This is a genomic window from Priestia aryabhattai, assembly GCF_023715685.1.
Lineage (GTDB): Bacteria > Bacillota > Bacilli > Bacillales > Bacillaceae_H > Priestia > Priestia aryabhattai_B.
On record NZ_JAMBOQ010000003.1, the window covers coordinates 766,352 to 788,434 of the forward strand.

The 22,083-nt window shown below is 38.5% G+C and carries 16 protein-coding genes and 2 pseudogenes; 15 read left to right on the forward strand and 3 right to left on the reverse strand.

Annotation, left to right across the window (positions count from 1 at the left end; translation table 11 throughout):
• Positions 1 to 14: 14 nt before the first annotated feature.
• From megL to M3225_RS17025, 5 genes and pseudogenes are all read left to right on the forward strand, one after another.
• The gene (megL, locus tag M3225_RS17005; protein WP_251395592.1) at positions 15 to 1,202 is read left to right on the forward strand and encodes a methionine gamma-lyase; all 1,188 of its coding nucleotides are present in this window, start codon (positions 15 to 17) and stop codon (positions 1,200 to 1,202) included.
• Between the two features lie 210 nt (positions 1,203 to 1,412).
• The gene (locus M3225_RS17010) at positions 1,413 to 2,657 is read left to right on the forward strand and encodes a Bcr/CflA family efflux MFS transporter (RefSeq protein ID WP_251395594.1); all 1,245 of its coding nucleotides are present in this window, start codon (positions 1,413 to 1,415) and stop codon (positions 2,655 to 2,657) included.
• Between the two features lie 117 nt (positions 2,658 to 2,774).
• A pseudogene (locus tag M3225_RS17015) lies at positions 2,775 to 3,617 on the forward strand (aldo/keto reductase).
• 139 nt (positions 3,618 to 3,756) lie between these two features.
• Entirely contained in the window at positions 3,757 to 4,242 is a 486-nt protein-coding gene (locus M3225_RS17020) for a PaaI family thioesterase (RefSeq protein WP_116073181.1), read from the forward strand.
• Positions 4,243 to 4,293: 51 nt separating this feature from the next.
• Positions 4,294 to 4,542, forward strand: coding sequence for a group-specific protein (locus tag M3225_RS17025; RefSeq protein WP_251395596.1), 249 nt, complete (start codon positions 4,294 to 4,296; stop codon positions 4,540 to 4,542).
• A gap of 119 nt (positions 4,543 to 4,661) precedes the next feature.
• Here the strand turns inward: M3225_RS17025 and zwf are convergent, their stop codons facing one another.
• Positions 4,662 to 6,176, reverse strand: coding sequence for a glucose-6-phosphate dehydrogenase (zwf, locus tag M3225_RS17030; RefSeq protein WP_251395598.1), 1,515 nt, complete (start codon positions 6,174 to 6,176; stop codon positions 4,662 to 4,664).
• Positions 6,177 to 6,340: 164 nt separating this feature from the next.
• On the opposite strand from zwf, the gene M3225_RS17035 reads away from it, so the two are divergent.
• From M3225_RS17035 to M3225_RS17080, 10 genes are all read left to right on the forward strand, one after another.
• Positions 6,341 to 6,706: a winged helix-turn-helix transcriptional regulator gene (locus M3225_RS17035; protein ID WP_251395600.1), complete on the forward strand. Its 366-nt coding sequence runs from the start codon at positions 6,341 to 6,343 to the stop codon at positions 6,704 to 6,706.
• A gap of 203 nt (positions 6,707 to 6,909) precedes the next feature.
• Positions 6,910 to 7,551: a 3-hexulose-6-phosphate synthase gene (gene hxlA, locus M3225_RS17040; RefSeq protein WP_116073173.1), complete on the forward strand. Its 642-nt coding sequence runs from the start codon at positions 6,910 to 6,912 to the stop codon at positions 7,549 to 7,551.
• A 363-nt stretch (positions 7,552 to 7,914) separates the two neighbouring features.
• Positions 7,915 to 10,338: a GcvT family protein gene (locus M3225_RS17045; protein ID WP_251396125.1), complete on the forward strand. Its 2,424-nt coding sequence runs from the start codon at positions 7,915 to 7,917 to the stop codon at positions 10,336 to 10,338.
• A 30-nt stretch (positions 10,339 to 10,368) separates the two neighbouring features.
• Complete coding sequence (gene solA, locus M3225_RS17050; RefSeq protein ID WP_251395602.1) at positions 10,369 to 11,529, forward strand: N-methyl-L-tryptophan oxidase; 1,161 nt, start codon at positions 10,369 to 10,371, stop codon at positions 11,527 to 11,529.
• A 57-nt stretch (positions 11,530 to 11,586) separates the two neighbouring features.
• Positions 11,587 to 12,735, forward strand: a complete 1,149-nt coding sequence (locus M3225_RS17055; RefSeq protein WP_251395604.1) for an aromatic ring-hydroxylating oxygenase subunit alpha — start codon at positions 11,587 to 11,589, stop codon at positions 12,733 to 12,735.
• 80 nt (positions 12,736 to 12,815) lie between these two features.
• A complete protein-coding gene (locus M3225_RS17060; RefSeq protein ID WP_251395606.1) occupies positions 12,816 to 14,069 on the forward strand; it encodes a quaternary amine ABC transporter ATP-binding protein in 1,254 nt (417 codons plus the stop codon).
• A 2-nt stretch (positions 14,070 to 14,071) separates the two neighbouring features.
• Positions 14,072 to 14,935, forward strand: coding sequence for an ABC transporter permease (locus tag M3225_RS17065; protein WP_251395608.1), 864 nt, complete (start codon positions 14,072 to 14,074; stop codon positions 14,933 to 14,935).
• A 21-nt stretch (positions 14,936 to 14,956) separates the two neighbouring features.
• A complete protein-coding gene (locus tag M3225_RS17070; RefSeq protein WP_251395610.1) occupies positions 14,957 to 15,838 on the forward strand; it encodes a glycine betaine ABC transporter substrate-binding protein in 882 nt (293 codons plus the stop codon).
• 625 nt (positions 15,839 to 16,463) lie between these two features.
• Complete coding sequence (locus M3225_RS17075; protein WP_251395612.1) at positions 16,464 to 19,229, forward strand: CHASE3 domain-containing protein; 2,766 nt, start codon at positions 16,464 to 16,466, stop codon at positions 19,227 to 19,229.
• Between the two features lie 18 nt (positions 19,230 to 19,247).
• Positions 19,248 to 20,102, forward strand: coding sequence for a CheR family methyltransferase (locus tag M3225_RS17080; RefSeq protein ID WP_251395614.1), 855 nt, complete (start codon positions 19,248 to 19,250; stop codon positions 20,100 to 20,102).
• Between the two features lie 27 nt (positions 20,103 to 20,129).
• On the opposite strand, the gene M3225_RS17085 is transcribed toward M3225_RS17080, so the two are convergent.
• On the reverse strand, positions 20,130 to 21,272 hold the full coding sequence (locus tag M3225_RS17085; RefSeq protein ID WP_251395616.1) for a SpoIIE family protein phosphatase: 1,143 nt from the start codon (positions 21,270 to 21,272) through the stop codon (positions 20,130 to 20,132).
• 185 nt (positions 21,273 to 21,457) lie between these two features.
• Positions 21,458 to 22,072 (reverse strand): annotated as a pseudogene (locus M3225_RS17090) (LysE family translocator).
• Positions 22,073 to 22,083 lie beyond the last annotated feature (11 nt).

The following is a 22,083-nucleotide window of genomic DNA, read 5'->3' on the forward strand; positions in this document are numbered from 1 at the left end:
AAGGGGGAAGCCGTATGAACGAAAAAGAGAAATATCAGTTTGAAACAAAAGCCATTCACGCAGGGTATGAGTCTAAACATCATTTTGATAGTTTAGCTCCGCCTATTTATCAAACGTCTACATTTACGTTTTCGTCTCTAGAACAAGGTACAAACCGGTTTAGCGGAGCAGAAAATGGTTATGTGTATTCCCGATTATCTAACCCAACAGTCACCATTTTAGAAGAGCGTATGGCCCAGCTTGAAGAAGGAGAAGCCGCTTTGGCCTTTGGATCGGGAATGGCTGCAGTATCGGCTGTGTTAATTGGGCTTACAAAAGCAGGCGATCATATTTTATGTTCTAAAGGAGTGTATGGATGCACGTTTGGTCTCTTAGAAATGCTTGAGGGAAAATATCAAATCCATCATTCATTTTCCAACTTGGAAACTGAGGAAGAAATTCTTGCTGCTATTAGAGAAGATACAGCATGTATTTATATTGAAACACCGATTAATCCAACTATGACTCTAGTGGATTTGGAGCTAGTTACTTCTATCGCTAAACAAAAAGGAATTCCCGTTGTAGTAGACAATACATTTTCAACTCCTTATTTGCAACAACCGCTGAAGCTTGGATGCGACGTAGTTATTCATAGTGCAACTAAATTTATTGGTGGACACGGAGATGTTGTCGCAGGAATTGTAATAGGGAACGAAGAGGTTATTTCCGTACTGCGCAAAACGACGCAAAAAGATATCGGAGGCATTCTTTCACCGTTTGATGCTTGGCTGTTACTCCGAGGTTTAAAAACGCTGGCCGTTCGAATGGATCGTCACTGTGAGAATGCTGAACATATCGCAAAACAATTAAGTCTCCATCCCAAGGTAAAAGCCGTTTATTATCCAGGCGATAAAAAGAGCTCTGCTTATTCTCTCATGCAAAAGCAAATGAAAAAAGGAGGGGGGCTTCTCTCCTTTGAAGTGGAAGGCGGTTATGAAGAAACCGTAAAAGTTGTGAATCAGCTTAAGCTCATTTCCATTGCAGTGAGTCTTGGAGATGCTGAAACACTTATTCAGCATCCTGCCTCTATGACGCATGCAGTTGTGCCAGAAGAAGCTCGGAAAGAAATGGGGATCTCAAACGAACTCCTTCGTTTATCAGTTGGACTGGAGGCCTGGGAAGATATTATGAAAGATTTACAGCAGGCATTAAATAGTATATAAAAAACGTTCAAACAATGCTTGAAGTATCTTAAGGATATTTCAAGCGTTGTTTTTTTGAACATCAACCGTATGTAATCACTCATATATCTTTCTTTGCGAGGGGAACTTTATCTGCATCTCTAGACAAATGTCCTAGACAGAAGAGATGCCTTTCAATAGACTAAAGGTTGTGAAAATACAATATTTAGGTAAGGAAGGTGCTCTGCTATTATGATTCATAATCCAACTGGAAAAAAACGTCTAGGGTTGGCGTTTCTACTCAGCACGCTTGCGATATTAGGTCCGCTTAATATCGATATGTATTTGCCAAGTTTTCCTGCTATCGCTGATCATTTAGATGCGCGAGCTTCCCTTGTGCAGCTTAGCTTAACATCGTGTTTACTAGGACTTGCCATTGGTCAAATAGTGATTGGTCCAATCAGTGATGCGAAGGGACGAAAGCGACCTTTACTCATCTCCATCTCTTTATTTATGTTATCTTCATTGCTCTGTGCTCTGGCGCCTACTATCACGGCTTTAGTCATCGCACGCTTTTTGCAAGGTTTTACGGCTTCTGCAGGAGTTGTTCTTTCTCGCGCGATTGTCAGAGACGTTTTTAGTGGAAGAGAGCTTACGAAGTTTTTTGCTCTGTTAATGGTTATAAATGCCTTTGCGCCAATGATAGCACCGATGGCCGGAGGTGCTATTTTACTTCTTCCTTTTGCAAGCTGGCATACTATTTTCTTGTTTTTAAGCTTAATAGGCCTTTTAATTGTTTTAACAATCTCAATGCGTTTAAAGGAAACCTTGCCAATTGAAAATAGAACGCCAAGTTCAATTGGCCATTCTGTTCGTACAATGGGTAGCTTATTACAAGATCGTTCTTTTATTGGGTATGCCTTAATTGTCGGACTTGTCCACGGAGGAAGTTTTGCTTATGTATCAGGTACTCCATTTGTCTATCAGGGGATATATCATGTTTCTCCACAAGTTTTTAGCATTTTGTTTGGCATTAACGGTTTAGCCATTGTGACAGGGAGCTTTATTATTGGACGCTTTAGCGGAATTCTTCATGAAAGAAGCTTGCTTCGCATTGCTGTGATTACGGCTGTAAGTGCTACTAGCGTACTTCTTATTATGACAATGCTTAAAGGGCCACTTGCTACGCTTGTTATCCCCATTTTTATTTACATGATCTCTATAGGAATGACGATCACAAGCTCTGTGACATTGGCAATGAAAAATCAAGGACATAGAGCAGGAAGTGCGAGTGCCGTGTTAGGTATGCTTCCACTAACTTTAGGGTCAATTGTTTCTCCTTTAGTAGGTATTAACGAAACAACAGCGATTCCGATGGCTGCTATTTTATTTAGTACGGCGCTTTTGGGTTTTGTAGCTTTCTTTACGTTAACTAAAAACAAGAATGAAACAGAAAAGTGCGAAGTTAACGAGTTTAAAACGGAGGTTTCTCCGTAATAACTTTTTTGATTGTTTGAAAGCATCACTCCTTTTTAAAAATGATCGGTGCAAATTTATTCAAGTATTGGATAATATATGCTACCCTTAGGACATGATTGAAAGGAGTGGATAATAATGAGTAAAGTAATTCCTGAAATAACGCTTAATGATGGGGTAACCTTGCCTGCTATAGGTTTTGGTACATACAAGCTTAACGGAAATGAAGGAGTCAACGCTATAACGAGTGCGATTGATGTGGGGTATCGTCTAATTGATACTGCCTATAATTACGAAAATGAAGGCACTGTGGGGCAAGCTCTCCGAAGAACATCGGTTTCTAGATAAGAACTATTCGTTACGTCTAAACTCCCAGGGCGATACCATACGTATGACAAAGCAATTCCTACAATCCAAGAATCTTTATATCGCGCGAATTTAGACTATTACGATTTGTATCTTATTCATTGGCCTAATCCTAAACAAGATCATTATGTAGAAGCTTGGCAAGCATTGATTGATGCGAAGCGCTGGGGCTTGATTCGTTCAATTGGTGTTTGTAATTTTCTTCCCGAGCATATCGAGCGCTTGGAAAAAGAGACCGGCATTTTACCAAGTATCAATCAAATAGAACTGCATCCTTTTTTTAATCAACATCAATATCGAAATTGGTATCAAGAGAAAAACATTCAGATTGAATCTTGGAGTCCACTAGGGCGAGCAAGTGCTGTTTTAGAAAATGAAACAATTAAACAAATTGCCAACCGTCATAATAAGACAGTTTCACAAGTAATTTTGCGATGGCATTATCAGCTAGGGGCGATTTCAATTCCAAAATCGTCATCTCGCAAGCGGCAGCTTGAAAACATATCCATTTTTTCGTTTTCTTTAGATAAAACTGAGATGAATATGATTTCAGAATTGAACTGCGAGGATGGAAGACTTAATAATCAAGACCCTGCTACTTATGAAGAATTTTAACTATAAGGCCTCACTTATTTTCTAAGTGAGGCTATTATTCTATGATTTTTAGTTACTCAAGCTTGAAAATAGTCCGTTTAGTTCTAACAATTGTAGGAGAAATTGTGTTAAAATATTTCCAAAAAAGGAGTGGAGAACCATGGAACAAGTAGTAAAAGCGATTCAAGACGAATATCCGGATGATTTTGCATGGTGTTACGGCTGCGGCCGATTAAATCAAGACGGCTATCATTTTCGGACAGGATGGCTAGGGGAAAAAACAATTACCCTTTATACACCTAAGCCTGAACATAAAGCTATACCAGGATTTGTGTATGGCGGACTTCTTGCATCACTAATTGATTGTCATGGAACAGGCTCTGCATCTCTTGCTCTATACCGTAAAAATGGCTACGAAATAGGAGATTCAGCAGAGCCGCCGCGGTTTGTTACCGGTTCTCTCCACGTAGATTTTAAAAAACCAACGCCGCAGGGTGAAGTACTAAAAGCAATAGGAACAGTTGAAGAAATTCATCCGAAGAAATGGAGAGTTAAAACAGAAGTATACGCTAATGACACCGTTGTTGCGACTGGAGAAGTTGTGGCAGTTGTTATGCCAAATACGTTTACAAGAAAAGAAGAATAAACGAAGGAAAAGTATAATGCAGAACCGTTACATAAAAGGGGAGGAAAAGGTATGAGCAAATGTAATTTAGACCACTCAATAGAAGATGTACAGCAGAAGTTTAATTCGCAGTCAAAATGGCTGCCAGAAGATGTTCGCTTGTTATTTCATGAGTTTATCGTACGAAATCCTTCGCAAACAACATTAAACGAGATGTTTCATTTGTTGAAGAAATATGATTTGGTCGACGAACAAGAAAGAAAAGAGCGAGATCGAAAAATCAAATGGCTGATATTAAATAAAGAAGATACGAAAGCTTAACTTTTTAAAGTGAGATAGATTAAGCGAATTGAAGGGATTTGAAACACTTAAAAAAACAGATTCTAAAAAAGAATCTGTTTTTTTAACGAGATTAGAAGTAATCTAGGATAATTGTAAAACTACCACCACTTAAATCCGTCTTCTTTTAACAGTTGATTTGAAGCTGCTGGTCCCATCGTACCTGCAGGATAAAAATGAAGAGGAAAGTGTTCATCGTTAAAAGCTTCTAAAATAGGTTGAACCCATTTCCAAGATAATTCAACTTCTTCCCAATGAGCAAAAAATGTGGAGTCTCCCTGTAAAGCATCGAATAACAACAGTTCATAAGCTTCGGGTACTTCTCTTTGATTTGTTGAGAAATTGATAAAAATAGGTTCGATTTTATTATCATTCAAAGGATTTTTGCTGTTTAATTGCAGTGAGATACCTTCATTTGGGCTGATTTCGACAACTAAAAGGTTAGGGATGGCTTCTTCGTTTGTATAAAGATCTTTTAAAGGATTTTTAAATTCAATGACGATACGCGTGCATTTTTCACTCATTCTTTTTCCTGTGCGAAGATAGAAGGGCACTCCTTTCCAAAGCTCATGATCAATCCATACCCGGACTGCTATAAATGTGTCATTAACTGAAAAAACATTGATGCCGAGCTCTTCTTTATACCCTATAACTGAACAATCTTGGATTTTCCCCGCTTCGTATTGACCTCTTATGACGTTTGAATGGATAGACTCTTTTTGTAGAGGACGAAGGCTTTCCATAATTTTTATCTTTTCTTGGCGGATTTTTGCAATATTAAGCGTCTTTGGCGGCTGCATGGCAGTCATCATAAGCATTTGAAGCATATGGTTTTGGAACATATCCCTAATCGCACCGGACTGATCATAGTAATGCGATCTTTCTTCTACACCAACTGTTTCGCTAGCTGTAATCTGAACATTTGCAACGTAGTGATGATTCCATAATGCTTGTAAAATAGGGTTTGCAGATGCTAAAGCTTCCAGGTTTTGAATCATCGGTTTTCCAAGATAGTGGTCGATACGATAAATCTCTTCCTCTTTGAACGTTTCAGTAAGCTTTTGATTTAACACTTGGGCAGATTGTAAATCGTGTCCGAAAGGCTTTTCGATAATAAGACGTTTCCAGCCTTTTGTAGACCCTAATTCGCCTCTATTGATATTTGAAGCAATAACATCTACAAATTCAGGAGCCACTGATAAATAGAAAAGACGATTTTCAGGAATATTTAATTCTGCTTCGCCTTCTTGAATGGCATGAAGCAACTGTTCATACCCGTCACTATTGGTAACATCCATTTTATGATAGCGAACTGTCTTAAGAAATTCTTTTACCCTAGACTTGCCTTGTCTAAAGCGCCTTGAAAAGGTCTTTACTGATTCTTCTACGTATGTTTGAAAGGCATCATCAGACCAGTTGCTTCTACCAGTACCAACAATAGAAAAGGAAGGAGGCAGCTTTTTATCTAAAAATAAATTATATAACGCAGGAAAAATTTTTCTTTTAGCCAAATCTCCTGTTGCTCCAAATAAGATAAAGGTCATGGAATCCACTTCTAACGCTTGTGGTGAATGAGACTTGAGACAATTATCACGTGAACGAGCTACACTGCCCAATTGATCTCCTCCTTTATTTTAACGATCTATTGCAGCGAATATAGTCTTTTACCATCTTTACAGATTACAGTATAGCAGGTACAATTTTCCTTTATAAGTAGGCACTTTATTTTCATATAGTGTCTAAAACTATACTATTATGCATAAAAAGGGAGGAAAAAGGATTGAGCAGACTTTTTAGCAAAACGTTTAACTGTGAAAAGGAATTAACATTGACGATTATTGGAGGCAAGTGGAAAATGTTGATTATGTGGCATCTAGGAAAAGAAGGGACGAAACGATTTGGTGAGTTAAAGTCTATGATACCGGGAATTACTCAGCGAATGTTAGTAAGTCAGCTGCGAGAATTAGAAGAAGATCAAATCGTTCACCGAAAAGTCTATCCGGTTGTACCTCCAAAAGTTGAATATTCCTTGACTGAACACGGGAGAAGTTTGATGCCAATTCTTGAGGCCATGGACGAGTGGGGAAAAAATTATATGGAAATCGTCATAGACCCTGAAATGAATAATTCCACACATATGGGATAAAATCTTTCGTTGTGAAGACTATAAAACCGCCTCTGTTATTCAGAATTTTCTGAAATAAACACAGGTGATAAGCTGTGCTGAAACGGCTATAGTATATTTTTAGTGACTATATGTTTTAAAAGTGCCTACTTTTTTTTTGAAAGTGACGGCTTTACAATGAATTCATGCTAGACAACCCCATTTAATGAAGGAGTGAAGTAGGTATGGAACTTCAATTAGCATTGGATCTTGTAAATATTTCAGAGGCAAAAGAAGTAGTGCAGGAGGTTCAAGAGTATATCGATATTGTAGAAATTGGTACTCCAGTTGTGATTAACGAAGGGCTAAAAGCAGTCAAAGAAATCAAGGAAGCATTTCCGTCTTTAAAGGTATTAGCTGATTTGAAAATCATGGATGCAGGTGCTTATGAAGTAATGAAAGCTTCTGAAGCGGGTGCTAGTATTATTACCATCCTTGGCGCTACTGACGATTCGACTATAAAAGGCGCTGTAGAAGAGGCCAAAAAACAAGGAACGCAAATTCTTGTTGATATGATTAATGTAAAAAACCTTGAACAACGTGCAAAAGAAGTAGATGCACTCGGTGTTGACTATATTTGTGTACACACAGGATATGATCTTCAAGCCGAAGGAGAAACACCGTTTGAGCAGCTTCAAACGATTAAACGAGTTGTGAAAAATGCAAAAACAGCAGTGGCAGGAGGCATTAAACTGAATACACTTCCAGAAGTTGTGCAGTCACAGCCTGATCTTGTGATTGTAGGCGGGGGTATTACAAGTGAAAAAGACAAAAGAAACGTTGCAGAGGAAATGAAAAAATTAGTAAAGCAAGCAACTTTGGTCTAAAAAATAAGCAAAAGTATTCAAACGTTCAAAATCAATTGATCGGTAAATGATTTAAAAAGAAGATAGCTAATTTATTTTAGCTATCTTCTTTCCGCAATTTTTATTATAACCATTCATTGATAAGAGCCATTTTGATAGATACCCAGCTTTTTAAACATTCTTTATTTTAAAGAAAGAATGAAGATTTTTCTGGAATTTTAAAGTTAAGAAACCGTTATCCGAACATTGGCGAAAGATAGTGCAAAAAAATCTATGTCACACTTTTTAACAAAATACTTTGAAAATTATGAAAATTAAAAATATAATTAACTATCGACAATATTTAACATCTTTGAATTAAAAAAAGGAGGGAGACATGAAGTGATGGAGCATAAGAGAATAGTAGTGATAGGAGCTGGAATTATCGGGTGCAGCATTGCCTATTATTTAAGTAAAATGGGGCAACGAAACATAACAGTGATTGAGCAAGGCCCTTTGTTTGAAACGGGAGGATCTACTTCTCACGCTCCAGGGCTTGTATTTCAGCTTAGCTTTTCAAAAATCCTGACAACACTGGCTTCTCAAACAGTCGAAACCTTTAAAGAGTTGAGTACAGATGAACAGCGCTCTTTTTACCCTGTTGGCAGTTTAGAAGTAGCCCGTACATCCGAGCGATTAGAAGATCTAAAGAGAAAGGCTGGTGTTGCCAGCTCATGGGGAATTGAAGCTTCTCTTCTTTCACCGCAGGAATGCGCGAAAAAAAATCCGCTGATTTGTCCTGACCGTATTTGCGGAGGTCTCTATGTTCCGTCAGACGGTATTGCCAAACCTTTGCATGCTGTTGATAGAATGACTCGTTTTTCTAAAGAGTGCGGCGTAGAGTTTTACGGTCATACAGAAGTGACAAATATTGAAGTAACAAATGGTCAAGTAAAAGCAGTGTACACGAGCGCTGGAAAGTTTGAAGCAGATATAATCGTGTGCTGTGCCGGATTCTGGGGGCCTCGCATCGGAGAAATGGTAGGTGTAACGATTCCTCTTCAGCCAATGGCTCATCAATATGTGTTTACAAATGATTTACTTGAATTGGATGGAGAAACGGAAGAAGCCGCAACTCCTCTTATTCGAGACCAGGATAATTCAATTTATTTTCGTCAGGTAGAGAAAGGGCTTGGGATTGGATCATATCAGCATGAGCCGTTTCCAGTCGAACTCAGTGACATTACCAAATACGGAGAAACAAAAGAAATGCCGTCTGTCAAACCTTTTACGCCGAAGGATTTTGAAAAGCCATGGGAAGATGCAATGGCATTAATTCCGGCATTAAAACAAGCGGGAATAAAAAAAGGAATGAACGGTATCTTTTCCTTCACGCCCGATGGGATGCCGTTGCTTGGCGAATCACAAACAGTACAGGGATTTTGGGTAGCCGAAGCCATATGGGTAACTCACTCTGCAGGTGTCGCTAAGCAAATGGCTGAATGGATGATGAATGGTGCACCGACTGTGGATTTAGAGCTATGCGATATTAATCGTTTTGATACGTATGCATGCAGCCCTGCTTATTACAAACAGCGGTCTATTGAAGAGTATGAAGAGGTTTATAGCATTCATCATCCATTTATGCAGCGAAAAGTATCGCGAAACATGCGCGTAAGTCCATTTTATATGCGTCAACAAGAACTAAAAGCGTATTTTAACGAAAAAGCAGGGTGGGAGCAGCCGCAGTGGTATGAAGCTAACTCTTCGCTTATATCAACTTATGAAAAGATGATGGTAATAAGAGATGGGTGGTCCGCTGAATATTGGTCACCAATTATTGAAGCTGAACATTTGCATACTCGTCAGCATGCAGCGCTTTACGATACAACAGCAGCAAAGAAAAGGTTAGAAATTAAAGGAGAAGGAGCTCTCCAGTTTTTACAGAAACTAACGACAGGAAATATAGACATTACAGTAAGTCAAAGCATACGTACATGTATGTTGCATGAGCTAGGCGGCATAAAAGATCAAATAATGGTTATTCGCAAAGGTATATCAACTTTTTTGATTGTTTGTACAGGGGCTGTAGAAGCAAGCTGGATTCAAAAACACGTGCCTCAAAACGGTCAAGTTGTTTTTCAAGATGTAACGTCAGGGACATGCAGTGTAGCATTAATCGGCCCTAAAGCTACAGAAGTAATGGAGTCCGTGGTTCAGCGTTCAGACCTTAGTGGCGCTTGGATTCAAGGGCAAGCGAAAACGCTGTTTATCGAAAATGTTTCAGTTCTTGCTCTGCGTGATTCCTACGGGGAAATGGAGAGCTGGGAATTGATTACTACTTTTGATCAAGGCCTGAATTTATGGGATTTATTAATTGAAAAAGGACAGCCTTATCAGCTGATTGCTGGGGGAGACCGAGCTCTTGAAAACCTTCGAATTGAATCTCTTTCGTTAAAAAGCGGGAAAGACTTTTGGAGCGAACATCATCCATATGAAGTCAATCTTCATGAAATGGTTGATTTAACAAAACCAGTTTTTATTGGAAAGGAGGCATTGCTTGATCGTCAGAGAAAAGATTCTGAAACAGTATTGGCAACGCTTATATTAGATGATCCTTCAGCAATAGTAATGGGATATGAGCCGGTCTTTTATGGAGAAACGGCCCTCGGATTTGTGACAAGTGCTGGCTATTCATACAGTTTAGGAAAAGGAATTGTACACACCTTATTATCTCAAGCTGTAAATGAAGAAATGGTCTTAGAAGTTGAATACTTTGGTCAGCGATACAAAGCAAAAATGATGACACACTCCCCAGCGATGGTTTAATCGATAAATCGAAATGTAGGAGGAATGCATATGTCAACACATTATGATGTCATTGTTATCGGGTTAGGAGCTATGGGGAGTACAGCTGCTTATCAACTCGCCAAAAAAGGCCAGCGGGTATTGGGGTTAGAACAGTTCGGTCCCGCCCATGACCTAGGATCGAGTCACGGTGGTTCTAGGATCATTCGGCAGTCGTATTTTGAAGACCCTGCTTACGTTCCATTATTGCTTCGTGCCTACGAATTGTGGGATGAAATTGAAAGAGAAAGCGGTCAAGAAATTCTTACGGTTACCGGTGGACTTATGATGGGACCTCCTGATAGCTTGACGGTCTCTGGAAGTATCGAAAGTTCTAAACAGTGGAATCTTGCGTATGAGATTCTAGAAGCGAAGGATATTTACAAACGGTTTCCGGTGTTTACACCTTCACCTACTACGATTGCTTTATATGAAGAAAAGGCTGGGTTCGTTAGGCCAGAAGCGAGCGTATATACTCACCTTCTTCAAGCAGAAAAATACGGAGCTGAGCTTCATTTTTTTGAAGAGGTGGCGTTGTGGGAAGCCCATCCTTCTGGTGAAGGTGTGCGCGTTGTAACAGCTAATGGAGTATATGAAGCAGGAAAAATTATTATTTCTGCAGGCGCTTGGGCACCTAATTTATTACAAGAGTTGGGTGTCAGCTTACAGGTAGAGCGTCATGTACAAATGTTTTTTGAACCAACACAAGGAATAGATGTTTTTTCAGTTGGAAAACAGCCGATTTATATTTGGGAAGCAGATGATTATGTACAATTGTATGGTTTCCCTTCTTTTGGATTAGGGGCTGAAGGAGCAAAAGTGGCGTTTTTCCGAAAAGGAACAACGTGTACGCCGGAAACGATTGATCGAAATATATATGAAGACGAAGTTAATATGATGCGACACTATCTAGCTCAAGGTCTTCCACAGCTTAACGGTCGATTTTTACAAGGGAAAACGTGCATGTATACCAATACACCAGATGAACATTTTGTCATTTCACTACATCCTGAACATCCTCAAGTAGCGGTTGCAGCAGGGTTTTCTGGACATGGGTTTAAGTTTGCAAGCGTAGTAGGAGAGATTTTAGCAGATTTAGTGATAGAGGGGAAAACCAATCACCCGATTGATTTGTTTACTCCGCAGCGATTTGCGACTAATAAAATAGTATAAATCGTCGCCACCTGATTCTATTTAAATGTTTCTAAAGAAGCGAAGGAGGAATAGTAGATGGTTATGGAACATGGTTTAGTGAATGATAAAGGGAAACTTGAGCCCACATTGAAAGGAGAGCTGTATACATCCTCGGACATTTTTAAGTTAGAAAAAGATCATATATTTTCTAAATCATGGAGTTTAGTTGCATTTGAATATGAAATAGCAGAACCAGGACAATATATTACGACGAGAGTTGAAGGTGAAAATATTCTAATTACTAGAGGGAAAGATCACGTACTGCGTGGGTTCTTGAACGTATGTCGGCATCGAGGAGCTAAGCTGTGCAGCCAAGCATCCGGTAAAGCAGGCGTCATTCGCTGTCCATATCATTCGTGGAGCTATAGCTTAGATGGTGATTTAGTAGGTGTTCCTAATACAAGCCACTGTCGAGAAGAACTCGTGCATAACGAAAATTACGGGCTAACATCCGTCCACATTGAAGTGTGGCACGGCATGGTTTGGGTTAATTTATCAGACAATCCTATATCTGTTGAATATCAGCTAGACACACAAATTTTTGATCGTTTTGGAGAGCTTTATACGTTTGCTAGATATGAAATTCAAAACTTAAAATCCGCTCACCGTGAAGAATATGAAGTCGAGGCAAACTGGAAGCTTATTGTAGAAAACTTTCAAGAGTGTTATCACTGTTCTTCTATTCACCCTGAACTTACGGCAACGCTGCCTGAATTTCGTTCGGGAGTCGGCACTCAAAGTTCAGTGGGAGGCGGAGCTAAGTTTGGCGATGAATTAGAAGCTTTTTCAATCAGCGGGAAAGGAAGCCGTCCTATGTTAAAAGGGCTGCTTCCTGAAGATGACCGCACGTATTTTGGCATTACCGTTCTGCCGCTTGTGTTTATCAATTTAACACCGGATCACGTTATTATTCATCGTATTATTCCAATTAGTGCAGAAAGGTCCAAAGTGATTTGCGAATGGTTATTCGACCCAGAAGAAATGGCTAAGCCGAATTTTGATCCAAAAGATGCCGTGGAATTATTCCACCGCGTTAATTTACAAGACTTTGAAGCGTGTGAGTGGTGTCAAGAAAATATGAGCTCAAAATCTTATAAAGAAGGAGGTATTTTAGTACCTATCGAACAGCATGTTTATCATTTTTACAACTATGTATTAGAAGCAATCGGTATGAAGATCGAATAGTAAATAGAAGCGGTCTGACACGTTATCTCAAGGTGTCAGACCATTTCTAACAATCTACTTTAAAATAAGGGGGAAATAAATTGAGTACAAGCTCTAAACTAACAGAACCCATTATCCGTGTTACCAATGTTTCAAAAGTATTTGGTCGTCAAAAAGAACAGGCTCTTAAGCTACGAGAGTCTGGACAAAGTAAATATGAAGTCGAACAAGCTACTAAGACAACCGTTGCTATCTATAATGCTCATTTCGAAGTGAAAAAGGGAGAAACCTTTGTGTTAATCGGATTATCAGGAAGCGGTAAATCTACTTTACTTCGATGTTTGAACGGGCTTGTAGAACCAACAGAAGGGACGGTATATTTAGAAAATACAGATATTTCTCATATGCCAAAAAGACAGCTTCAGCAAGTCCGGAGAAATAAAGTTGGGATGGTCTTTCAAAATGTGGGCCTCCTTCCAAACCGCACTGTGATTGACAACATTACGTTCGGTCTAGAGATTCAAGGCATATCAGCAAACGAAAGGGAAAAGCGAGGGAAAGAAGCGCTTGAAATGGTGGGCTTAAATGGACAAGCTTATAAAAGAATTTATGAATTATCAGGAGGTATGCAGCAGCGGGTTGGGTTAGCGAGAGCTCTTGCTTCTGAACAGGAGATTCTGCTGATGGATGAGCCTTTTTCAGCTTTAGATCCTCTTATTCGAAGAGATATGCAAAAGCTATTTCTTGATATTCAAGGAGAAGTACAAAAAACAGTGATTTTTGTGACTCATGATTTGGATGAAGCATTAACTTTAGGCCACCGGGCTGCCGTGATGAAAGACGGAGAAATTGTCCAGCTTGGAACCGCCGAAGATATTTTAAGTCAACCGGCAACTGATTATGTAAAACTGCTTGTTCAAGACGTTAATTACGGCAAAATCCGCCTTGCCAAAGACGCGGTGGTTCCGGTAGAAACCGCTGCCTACGAGTATGAATCACCGCAAGTCGTATTAAGAAGAATGAGAACCAATCATTTATCTACTATTTTTGTTCTTGATAGTTCTGACCGCTTATTAGGCATGATGAGCATTTATACAGTGATGGAGCTTATTGAAGCTCATAAGCATGATTTAAAAGGAAAAGCAATGACACAGCCGCATTGCGTTAATCCTGATATGTCTTTACAAGAAATGATTCCTCTATTTGCAGATAGTCAGTCGCCTGTAGTCATTGTTGATAATCATCACCGCCTAAAAGGCATGATTTCCCCAAGCACTCTTATTGCAAATCTCACTGAACGTACTGCAGTGACCGAGCAACAAGAAGTTAAGTCATATCAAATGGAGGTCCGATAAATATGATGGTAAATTCCGCGATGATTCCTCGTATTCCTTTAGATAAATGGGCAAATTCATTTGTTGATTACATGATTGATAGTTTTTCAGGTGTATTTACTGGAATTAACCATATAATGACCAGTTTAATAAGCAGTCTTGAATGGGTGTTGACGGCCTCTCCTCCGCTAGTAACGGTCGTTGTTTTTGTTCTATTAGCGCTATGGTTAACAGATTGGAAGATAGCTGCATTTACGTGTTTTGGTTTACTTCTTATTATTAGCTTGGATTTATGGGAAGCATCTATGCTGACCTTATCTCTCGTTTTAGCTTCTACTATTATCTCACTTCTATTCGGCATTCCTTTAGGTATATTATCGCACCGTTTTAATAAAGTGGGAGCAGTGATAAAGCCCATTCTTGATATTATGCAAACAATGCCTGCTTTTGTTTATTTAATTCCGTCCGTACTTTTATTTGGATTAGGGAATGTTACAGCTCTTATTGCTACGTTTATTTTCGCAATGCCGCCTGCCGTTCGTCTGACGTTACTGGGACTTCAGCAAGTTCCGCAAACCACTTTAGAAGCGGCAGAAGCTTTTGGAGCGACGGAATGGCAAAAATTAATTAAAGTACAGCTGCCGCTGGCTTTGCCTATGATTATGTCAGGTGTAAACCAAGTTATTATGTTATCTCTTTCTATGGTTGTTATTTCTTCAATGGTCGGTGCAGGAGGCTTGGGTGCTGAGGTATTGCGAAGCATCAGTATGTTGGATGTAGGCTTAGGGTTTATCGGTGGGATTGCCGTTGTTATCATTGCTGTTATTTTAGATCGTTTGACGCATCTTTCTACTCAAAAAAGCCAAGGTATTCAATCAAGCAAATAAAATGAATAAAGGTGGGAGTATATGAAACAATCAAAAAAAGTTTCTTTTATTATGCTAACAATCGTCGTTATGCTGCTTGTCTCCGCATGCGGCAATAGCAATACCGCAAGCAGTACGACGACTAAAAAAGAAATTACAATTGGATACATACCATGGGATGAAGCCGTAGCTGTTACGTTTTTATGGAAGGAATTATTAGAAGAAAAAGGTTATAAAGTCAAAGCAGTTCAAAGCGATGTAGCTCCGCTTTTCTCAGGAGTTGCTCAAGGAAACATTGATTTATTTTTGGATGCATGGATGCCTACAACCCATAGTTCTTATATGAAAAGATTCGGAAAACAAGTAGACGTTCTCGGCATTTGGTATGACCAAGCAGATAGCGGATTGGCCGTTCCAGACTACGTAGACGCGCAGTCGATAGCTGATTTAAAAAATAAGAAAGATCAGTTTAACGGAAAGATTATTAGTATTGAACCGGGATCTGGAATCAACGGTCTTACTAAAGATCATGCCATGCCAAGCTATGGCTTAACAGAATGGAATTTAGTAGAAAGCAGCACAGCCGCCATGTTATCGGAATTAGATAAAGCAATTGCTAATAAAGAGCCTATTGTTGTTACATTATGGCGTCCGCACTGGGCTTTTGAAAAGTATAATCTCAGATACTTAAAAGATCCGAAAAATACGATGAATCCGACTGGACCTGAGAAAATACAATCAATCAGTAAAAAGACCTTTAAAGAAGATTATCCAGAAGCGGCAAAATGGTTGAAAGATTTTTCTATTAGTGCCAATCAATTGGCATCCTTGGAATCAGAAATTAACAGTGCAAAAGACGAAACAAAAGGCGTGAAAAACTGGATTTCTAAAAATAAAAAAGTGACTGAAAGCTGGATAAAATAAAGAATAGCAGAAAAATAAAAGAGCTGTCTCATAAGTGAAGTTATTGACTTAGAGACGGCTTTTTTTGAGTAAGTACTTTTTATCTGCAGCTTTTCTAACGGATTAAGGCCATTAAAAGCTCAATAAAAGAAGGCTTTTTAACCTGATATGTAAATTAAAAAAATATATTTAAATTAAAAAAAGTAGCATTGCTTTCTACTATCCAAGTACAATTTAAATAATGAATGCTTTACGTTTCGCATGTAAGTATTTATTTATACCTATGTTGTCATAATTTATGTGATTCCCCAAAGCATAAATTACTTTTCATTACCTTATTGTGTACAAACATATTATGAGATAAGCCCATGCCTTTAAAGGTATGGGCTTATTTTTATAAGGTGTTTTAAAAAGTCGATTTCTAATTGGGAAATTAATCTTCACCTCTTGCACAATAAATATTCTTGTGTACAAAAATAGAGTGTATAATAGAAATGTTGACTTGATAGGAAAAAGAGAGAAGCCCTATCAAACAAAGGAAGATGGAGTGGAGAGTGTATACTGAAAATGAAATTGTCCAGCGGCAAAAATAAACATGTTTTTCGAATGCTTCTAGAAGAATATCTAGAATGAAAGTAGGAACATTATGGAAAAGAAAATGAGGTTTGGCATCAAATCCAAAATTATTATTGGATATTTAATTGTTATTATCTGTTTATTCATTGCATTTATTGTATTGAACAGTCAAATTTCATCTTTGCAAAAAGAGAGAAATTTTATTATCGATCATGATATTGAAGTACATGATTTGACAAATCGAATTGAAAAACACCTGCTCGATATGGAAACGGGACAAAGAGGCTATATTATTACAGGAGAAGCGAGTTACTTAGAGCCTTATAACAGTGCAGCATCAAGTTGGGAAAAAGATTATAATGCGCTGTATCAGCTTCTAAATAATAACCCAAGGCAGCAGGAAAAGTTAGAGGAAATTAAAAAAAGCATTCAAGGCTGGATTGAAGCTGCTGGTGAACCGACGATTGCGTTAAAAAAGGAAAATAACACAAAAGAACTGCAGCAATTTTTTGAGAAAGATCTGGGTCGTCAGTACATGGACGATATGCGCAGCCAGTTTAGCTCTTTTCGAAATGTAGAGAAAAAATCGACCGAAACAAGAGCAACAGAGTTAGACGAGAAGAATCAAAAAATTAAAATTGGACTTTACGGTTTGCTGTTATTTGTTACGCTTATTTCACTTGTTATCGCTATTGTTTTGTCCAATTCCATTGTGAATACGATCAAAGAAGTTACGCAAACTATCAAACGAATTACAGCTTTAAAAGGCGAGTTAAAAGGAAGAATTAAAGTTAGATCTAATGATGAAATTAAAGATTTAGGGCTAGCCACGAACGCGTTGTTAGAAAATATTGAAGAGCGAAATTGGCTTCAAACGAACATTGCGCATGCTGTAACGATGTACCAAGGCATAGCATCGGTAGACAAGCTTGCGGAAAAATTTCTCTTTACGGTTTCAGAAATGACAGGAGCTTCTTTCGGAGTATTTTATGTTCGAGAGGAAAATGATAAAGGAAACCTATTTGTAAAACAAGCTGCTTTTGCAGATAGAAAAGGCGAAGCGGGAAGAGAGAGCTTTTTGATAGGCGAAGGGCTCATTGGACAAGCTGCTTTAGAAAAAAGAACCTTTGTTATAAATGATGTACCTGACACGTATCAGCTCATTACTTCAGGATTAGGAGACGTAAAGCCCAATAGTATTTTTATTGTACCCGTCTTGTTTGAAGATGAAGTAATTGCTGTTATCGAGCTTGCATCGCTGCACGAATTTACAGTTTTAGAGCAAGAACTTATTAGTCAAGTGATTGAAACGTTTGGTCTCACTATTAATGGTGTAATCAGACGTATGGAAATTGCTCGTCTATTAAAAGAATCTCAGGCGATGACAGAAGAGCTTCAGGCTCAGTCTGAAGAACTTCAAACACAATCAGAAGAACTGCAAATGCAGTCTGAAGAGCTGCGTATGATTAATGAACAGCTAGAAGAAAGAACAAAAGATGCAGAAGAAAAGTCGTTTGAATTAGAGGCTGCAAAAGAAGATTTAGAAGAAAAAGCGCATCAGCTGGAACTGAATTCCCAATACAAATCTGAATTCCTTGCTAATATGTCGCACGAGCTTCGAACACCGCTTAACAGCATTCTCATTCTGTCTGAAATGCTTGAGGAAAACGCAGCTAAAACGCTATCTGAAGATGAAGAAGAATACGCTCGTATTATTCATTCTTCAGGAAAAGACTTGTTGGCATTAATCAACGACATTTTGGATTTATCAAAAGTAGAGTCTGGAAAACTAGATGTCTTGCTAGCTGAGATGAATATGAGTGAGCTTCCAGATCAAATTGAACGTAATTTCAGCCACGTTGCTGAACAGAAAAAAGTACAATTGAAAATTAACAAAGCACAAGATGTACCGGACATCATTTACACAGATGAAAAGAGATTCCAACAAATTGTGAAAAATCTTTTATCAAATGCATTTAAATTTACGGAATCGGGATCTGTCACAGTATCCATTCAACGAGTAGCTGACCATCGTCTTACAACAGCTATGCGTACAGTTGATACGGATTGCTGGCTAGAAATATCTGTAGCTGATACAGGGATTGGTATACCAAAAGAAAAGCATCAGCTTATCTTTGAAGCGTTTCAGCAGGCAGATGGAGCTACGGTCCGCAAGTACGGCGGCACGGGGCTTGGCTTATCTATTTGCAGTGAGTTTGCAAAATTATTGGGCGGCTGGATTTCCCTAAGCAGTGAAGTAGGAAAAGGAAGTACGTTTACACTCTATCTTCCTAGTCTTTCTAAGGGTCTTATTGACTATGAAAAAGTGAATTTTGTATACGAAGAAGTAGCAGTATCTGTAGAAGAAGCTGAACCTGAAGCTGAACCTGAAACAGAAGTAACTGAAATTGATCATCCTGTACAACGTGTTGCACCTCCAGTGCAAGATGATGAAAATGTATTTCAGGATAAGCGAGTGCTCATCGTAGACGATGACCAGCGAAACATCTTTGCATTAAAAACAGCGTTGGCTAAACAAGGTATGACTATTATGACAGCTCATAACGGAATAGAGTGTCTTGAAATGATGAAGACAAGTGAACCATTTGATCTCATTTTAATGGATATTATGATGCCGCAAATGGATGGATATGAAGCTATGCAGAAAATCAGAGGAGAGCTAAAGCTTGTTGATTTGCCTATTATTGCATTAACCGCTAAAGCGATGAAAAATGATCGTGAAAAATGCTTGGAAGCTGGAGCATCAGATTATATCAGCAAACCTTTAGATTTAAATCAGCTGTTCTCCGTTATGCGTGTATGGCTAGTAAATTAAGCGGGGTATGAAACATAAATGGATATGAAGCACCTAGATTTAAGTGAAGACTTAGTTATGAATAAAAAAACAGATTTAGAGATTGATTTACTGCTGACGGCTATTTATCGATTAACAGGATTCGATTTCAGACAGTACGCTAAATCTTCTATCTGTCGCCGAGTCTATAATCGAATGAAAATTGAACGTATTCCAACCGTGTCTCAATTGTTAGAAAAAGCGATTCACGAAGAAGAATTTATGAATCAGCTTTTAAATGATTTTTCGATAAATGTAACAGAGATGTTTCGCGATCCCAGCTTTTTTAAAGCATTTCGCACAAAAGTGATTCCAGTATTAAAAGATTATCCGGAAATTCGCATTTGGCACGCTGGTTGTGCAACAGGCGAAGAAGTATTTTCTATGGCGATTCTTTTAGAAGAAGAAGGGTTAATGGACAAGACGGTCATTTACGCAACGGATATGAACGAAGATGTATTAGAAAAAGCAAAACAAGGTGCTTTTTCTTTACGTAAAATGAAGTCATATACAAAAAATTATATCCAAGCCGGTGGAAAGAATGCCTTCTCGGAATATTATCAGACGGATCATCACTATGCATATTTTCATCCATCTCTGTTAAAAAATATTATCTTTGCTCAGCATAATTTAGTCACGGATCAGTCATTTAATGAATTTCACGTCATCATTTGTCGAAACGTCCTTATTTACTTTACAGCTCAGCTGCAAAATCAAGTGTATAATTTATTTTCAGAAAGTCTGTGTGTAAAAGGATTTCTTGGACTTGGTGATAAAGAAACGCTTCGCTTTGCTGAAGGAGCAGCTTCTTATACCGAGTTTGCAGGGAACGAGCGCATCTATCAAAAGCAATAAAAAAAGGACCTGCGTGAGGTCCTTTTTTTATTGTGCTTGTGCTTGAATTATAAGCACGCACATGTCATCAGGCTGATTTAACTTTTGTTCTTCTGAAAAAATTTCATTCATGAATGCCTGCGGATTTGTCCATTTTTGTTCAGTAAGTTTTTGAAGACGAAGAGCAGATTCATTTTCGCAAGGGCCCATTGATTCAAGAGCTCCGTCTGTAAATAGTAAAATTTGCACATCGTTCTCAAAGCTGACAACAGATTTCTGAACGTCCATTTCTTCAAAAAAACCTACAGGGCAGCTTCCTCGTTGAAGAGGAACGAGCGTATGTTCATCCACTAGCATATAACCTTCTGGGTGCCCGGCATTCACATATTCTACTGTCTTAGCTTCCGTATCAATGACTAAATAAATGGCAGTGAAATAGTAAGGGATTTCATCTTTTTCGCTGTGCAATAATTCCATATAGCGATTCAATTCTGTAATAACCTGCTCAGGGTCTACGAGGGACTTGATAGCTTCTCTGAGCACAGAAGATATAAACATACAAACAAGCGAGGCAGAGATGCCGTGCCCCATCATATCAAAAAGAATAATTCCGTACCGATGCTCGTCAATTTTGTGCCAATAGTACATATCACCCGCTAATTTAAAAGAAGGATAATATGAAACTTCCATTTGGATATCTTTCTCTCGTAAAGGGGGACTGAGTAAATTTTGCTGTACGTGTGTAGCTAAATCTAACTCATTTTGAATTTTCTTTTCATGTTCCGTGTGCCAATCAATTTCTGCTTTAAGGCGTAAAGCTACCCGCATACGAGCCAGCAGTTCCACTTTATTAATCGGCTTTGTGACGTAATCTGTTCCGCCGGCGTCTAGAGCTTCTACTAATTTGTTGCTGTCTTCTAGGGCTGTGACAAAGATAATTGGAATATGTTTTAAGTGTTCTACCTCTTGAATTCGCCTGCACGCTTCGATTCCATCAATTTCGGGCATCATAATATCAAGTAAAATCAAATCGACCGAATTCGTTTTTGAGTTCTCATCGTTCAGGTTAAGATAGTCAAAAAGGGCATGGGCAGACGTAAGAGACACACAGTTATCGTAGCCAGCGCCTTTTAAAATTTTTTCAATCACAAATAGATTGACTTGATTGTCATCTACTAGAAGAATGGTCATGCTTTATTTCCCCTTATTATGTTTGAAGACTAATGATTGATTATGTAGTTTTCAAGCATTTTTTATACTTTTTCTGTTTTTCTATTTATCTATTATACAGAAAACACAGCGTTTAGGGTATTTTTAAGATTATTCTTTTCTATTAAAAAAGTCATTAGTCCTCAGAAAAGGAGACAAATGACTTTTTATAGCAACTTGTATAAAGCAAATATCCCGAAAGTCAGTATAACCGCTCCCGAAATACGATTCACCCAAATCAAGCTGTTATTCGTAAACTTCGACCGGGCAAGGCTAATGCCAAAACTGAGCGAAAGCCACCAGCAGGCCGATCCTAAAAATACGCCTGCAACCATTGTCAAAGCAGAAGCAACATCAAATGCTGATTTACTAATTCCTACACCAGAAAACACGCCAATAAAAAATAAGATCGTCATTGGATTTGTAACGGTTAGCAAAAGAACAGATGTATAAGAACAAAGCAAACCTTCTCCTTTAGCAGCGGCAGCGTGCTCTGCAGGTTGAGAACGAAAAGTTTACACACCTAAATAACATAAAAATAATCCCCCAATCAGCTGAAGCCAAATCTTTTGGGTTAGTAAAAAGGTTGTAATGAACGTTAAGCCAAACGCAGCGATACATCCATATACAGCATCTGCTGTAGCTGCTCCCCGCCCGGATACAAATCCGTGTACTCGCCCTTTAGATAACGTGCGATTAATGCATAAAATACCAATGGGACCGACGGGAGCAGCAACGGAAAAACCGATCACTAACCCCTTTAGAAAATAAAATAAGCTTATCTTTTACGTTG

Coding starts and splice junctions, on each gene's coding strand:
- M3225_RS17065 (WP_251395608.1), top strand. CDS start 14,072: ATGATGGTAAATTCCGCGATGATTCCTCGTATTCCTTTAGATAAATGG.
- M3225_RS17025 (WP_251395596.1), top strand. CDS start 4,294: ATGAGCAAATGTAATTTAGACCACTCAATAGAAGATGTACAGCAGAAG.
- M3225_RS17010 (WP_251395594.1), top strand. CDS start 1,413: ATGATTCATAATCCAACTGGAAAAAAACGTCTAGGGTTGGCGTTTCTA.
- M3225_RS17085 (WP_251395616.1), bottom strand. CDS start 21,272: ATGACCATTCTTCTAGTAGATGACAATCAAGTCAATCTATTTGTGATT.
- solA (WP_251395602.1), top strand. CDS start 10,369: ATGTCAACACATTATGATGTCATTGTTATCGGGTTAGGAGCTATGGGG.
- megL (WP_251395592.1), top strand. CDS start 15: ATGAACGAAAAAGAGAAATATCAGTTTGAAACAAAAGCCATTCACGCA.
- M3225_RS17070 (WP_251395610.1), top strand. CDS start 14,957: ATGAAACAATCAAAAAAAGTTTCTTTTATTATGCTAACAATCGTCGTT.
- M3225_RS17020 (WP_116073181.1), top strand. CDS start 3,757: ATGGAACAAGTAGTAAAAGCGATTCAAGACGAATATCCGGATGATTTT.
- M3225_RS17080 (WP_251395614.1), top strand. CDS start 19,248: ATGGATATGAAGCACCTAGATTTAAGTGAAGACTTAGTTATGAATAAA.
- M3225_RS17055 (WP_251395604.1), top strand. CDS start 11,587: ATGGTTATGGAACATGGTTTAGTGAATGATAAAGGGAAACTTGAGCCC.
- hxlA (WP_116073173.1), top strand. CDS start 6,910: ATGGAACTTCAATTAGCATTGGATCTTGTAAATATTTCAGAGGCAAAA.
- M3225_RS17075 (WP_251395612.1), top strand. CDS start 16,464: ATGGAAAAGAAAATGAGGTTTGGCATCAAATCCAAAATTATTATTGGA.
- M3225_RS17045 (WP_251396125.1), top strand. CDS start 7,915: ATGGAGCATAAGAGAATAGTAGTGATAGGAGCTGGAATTATCGGGTGC.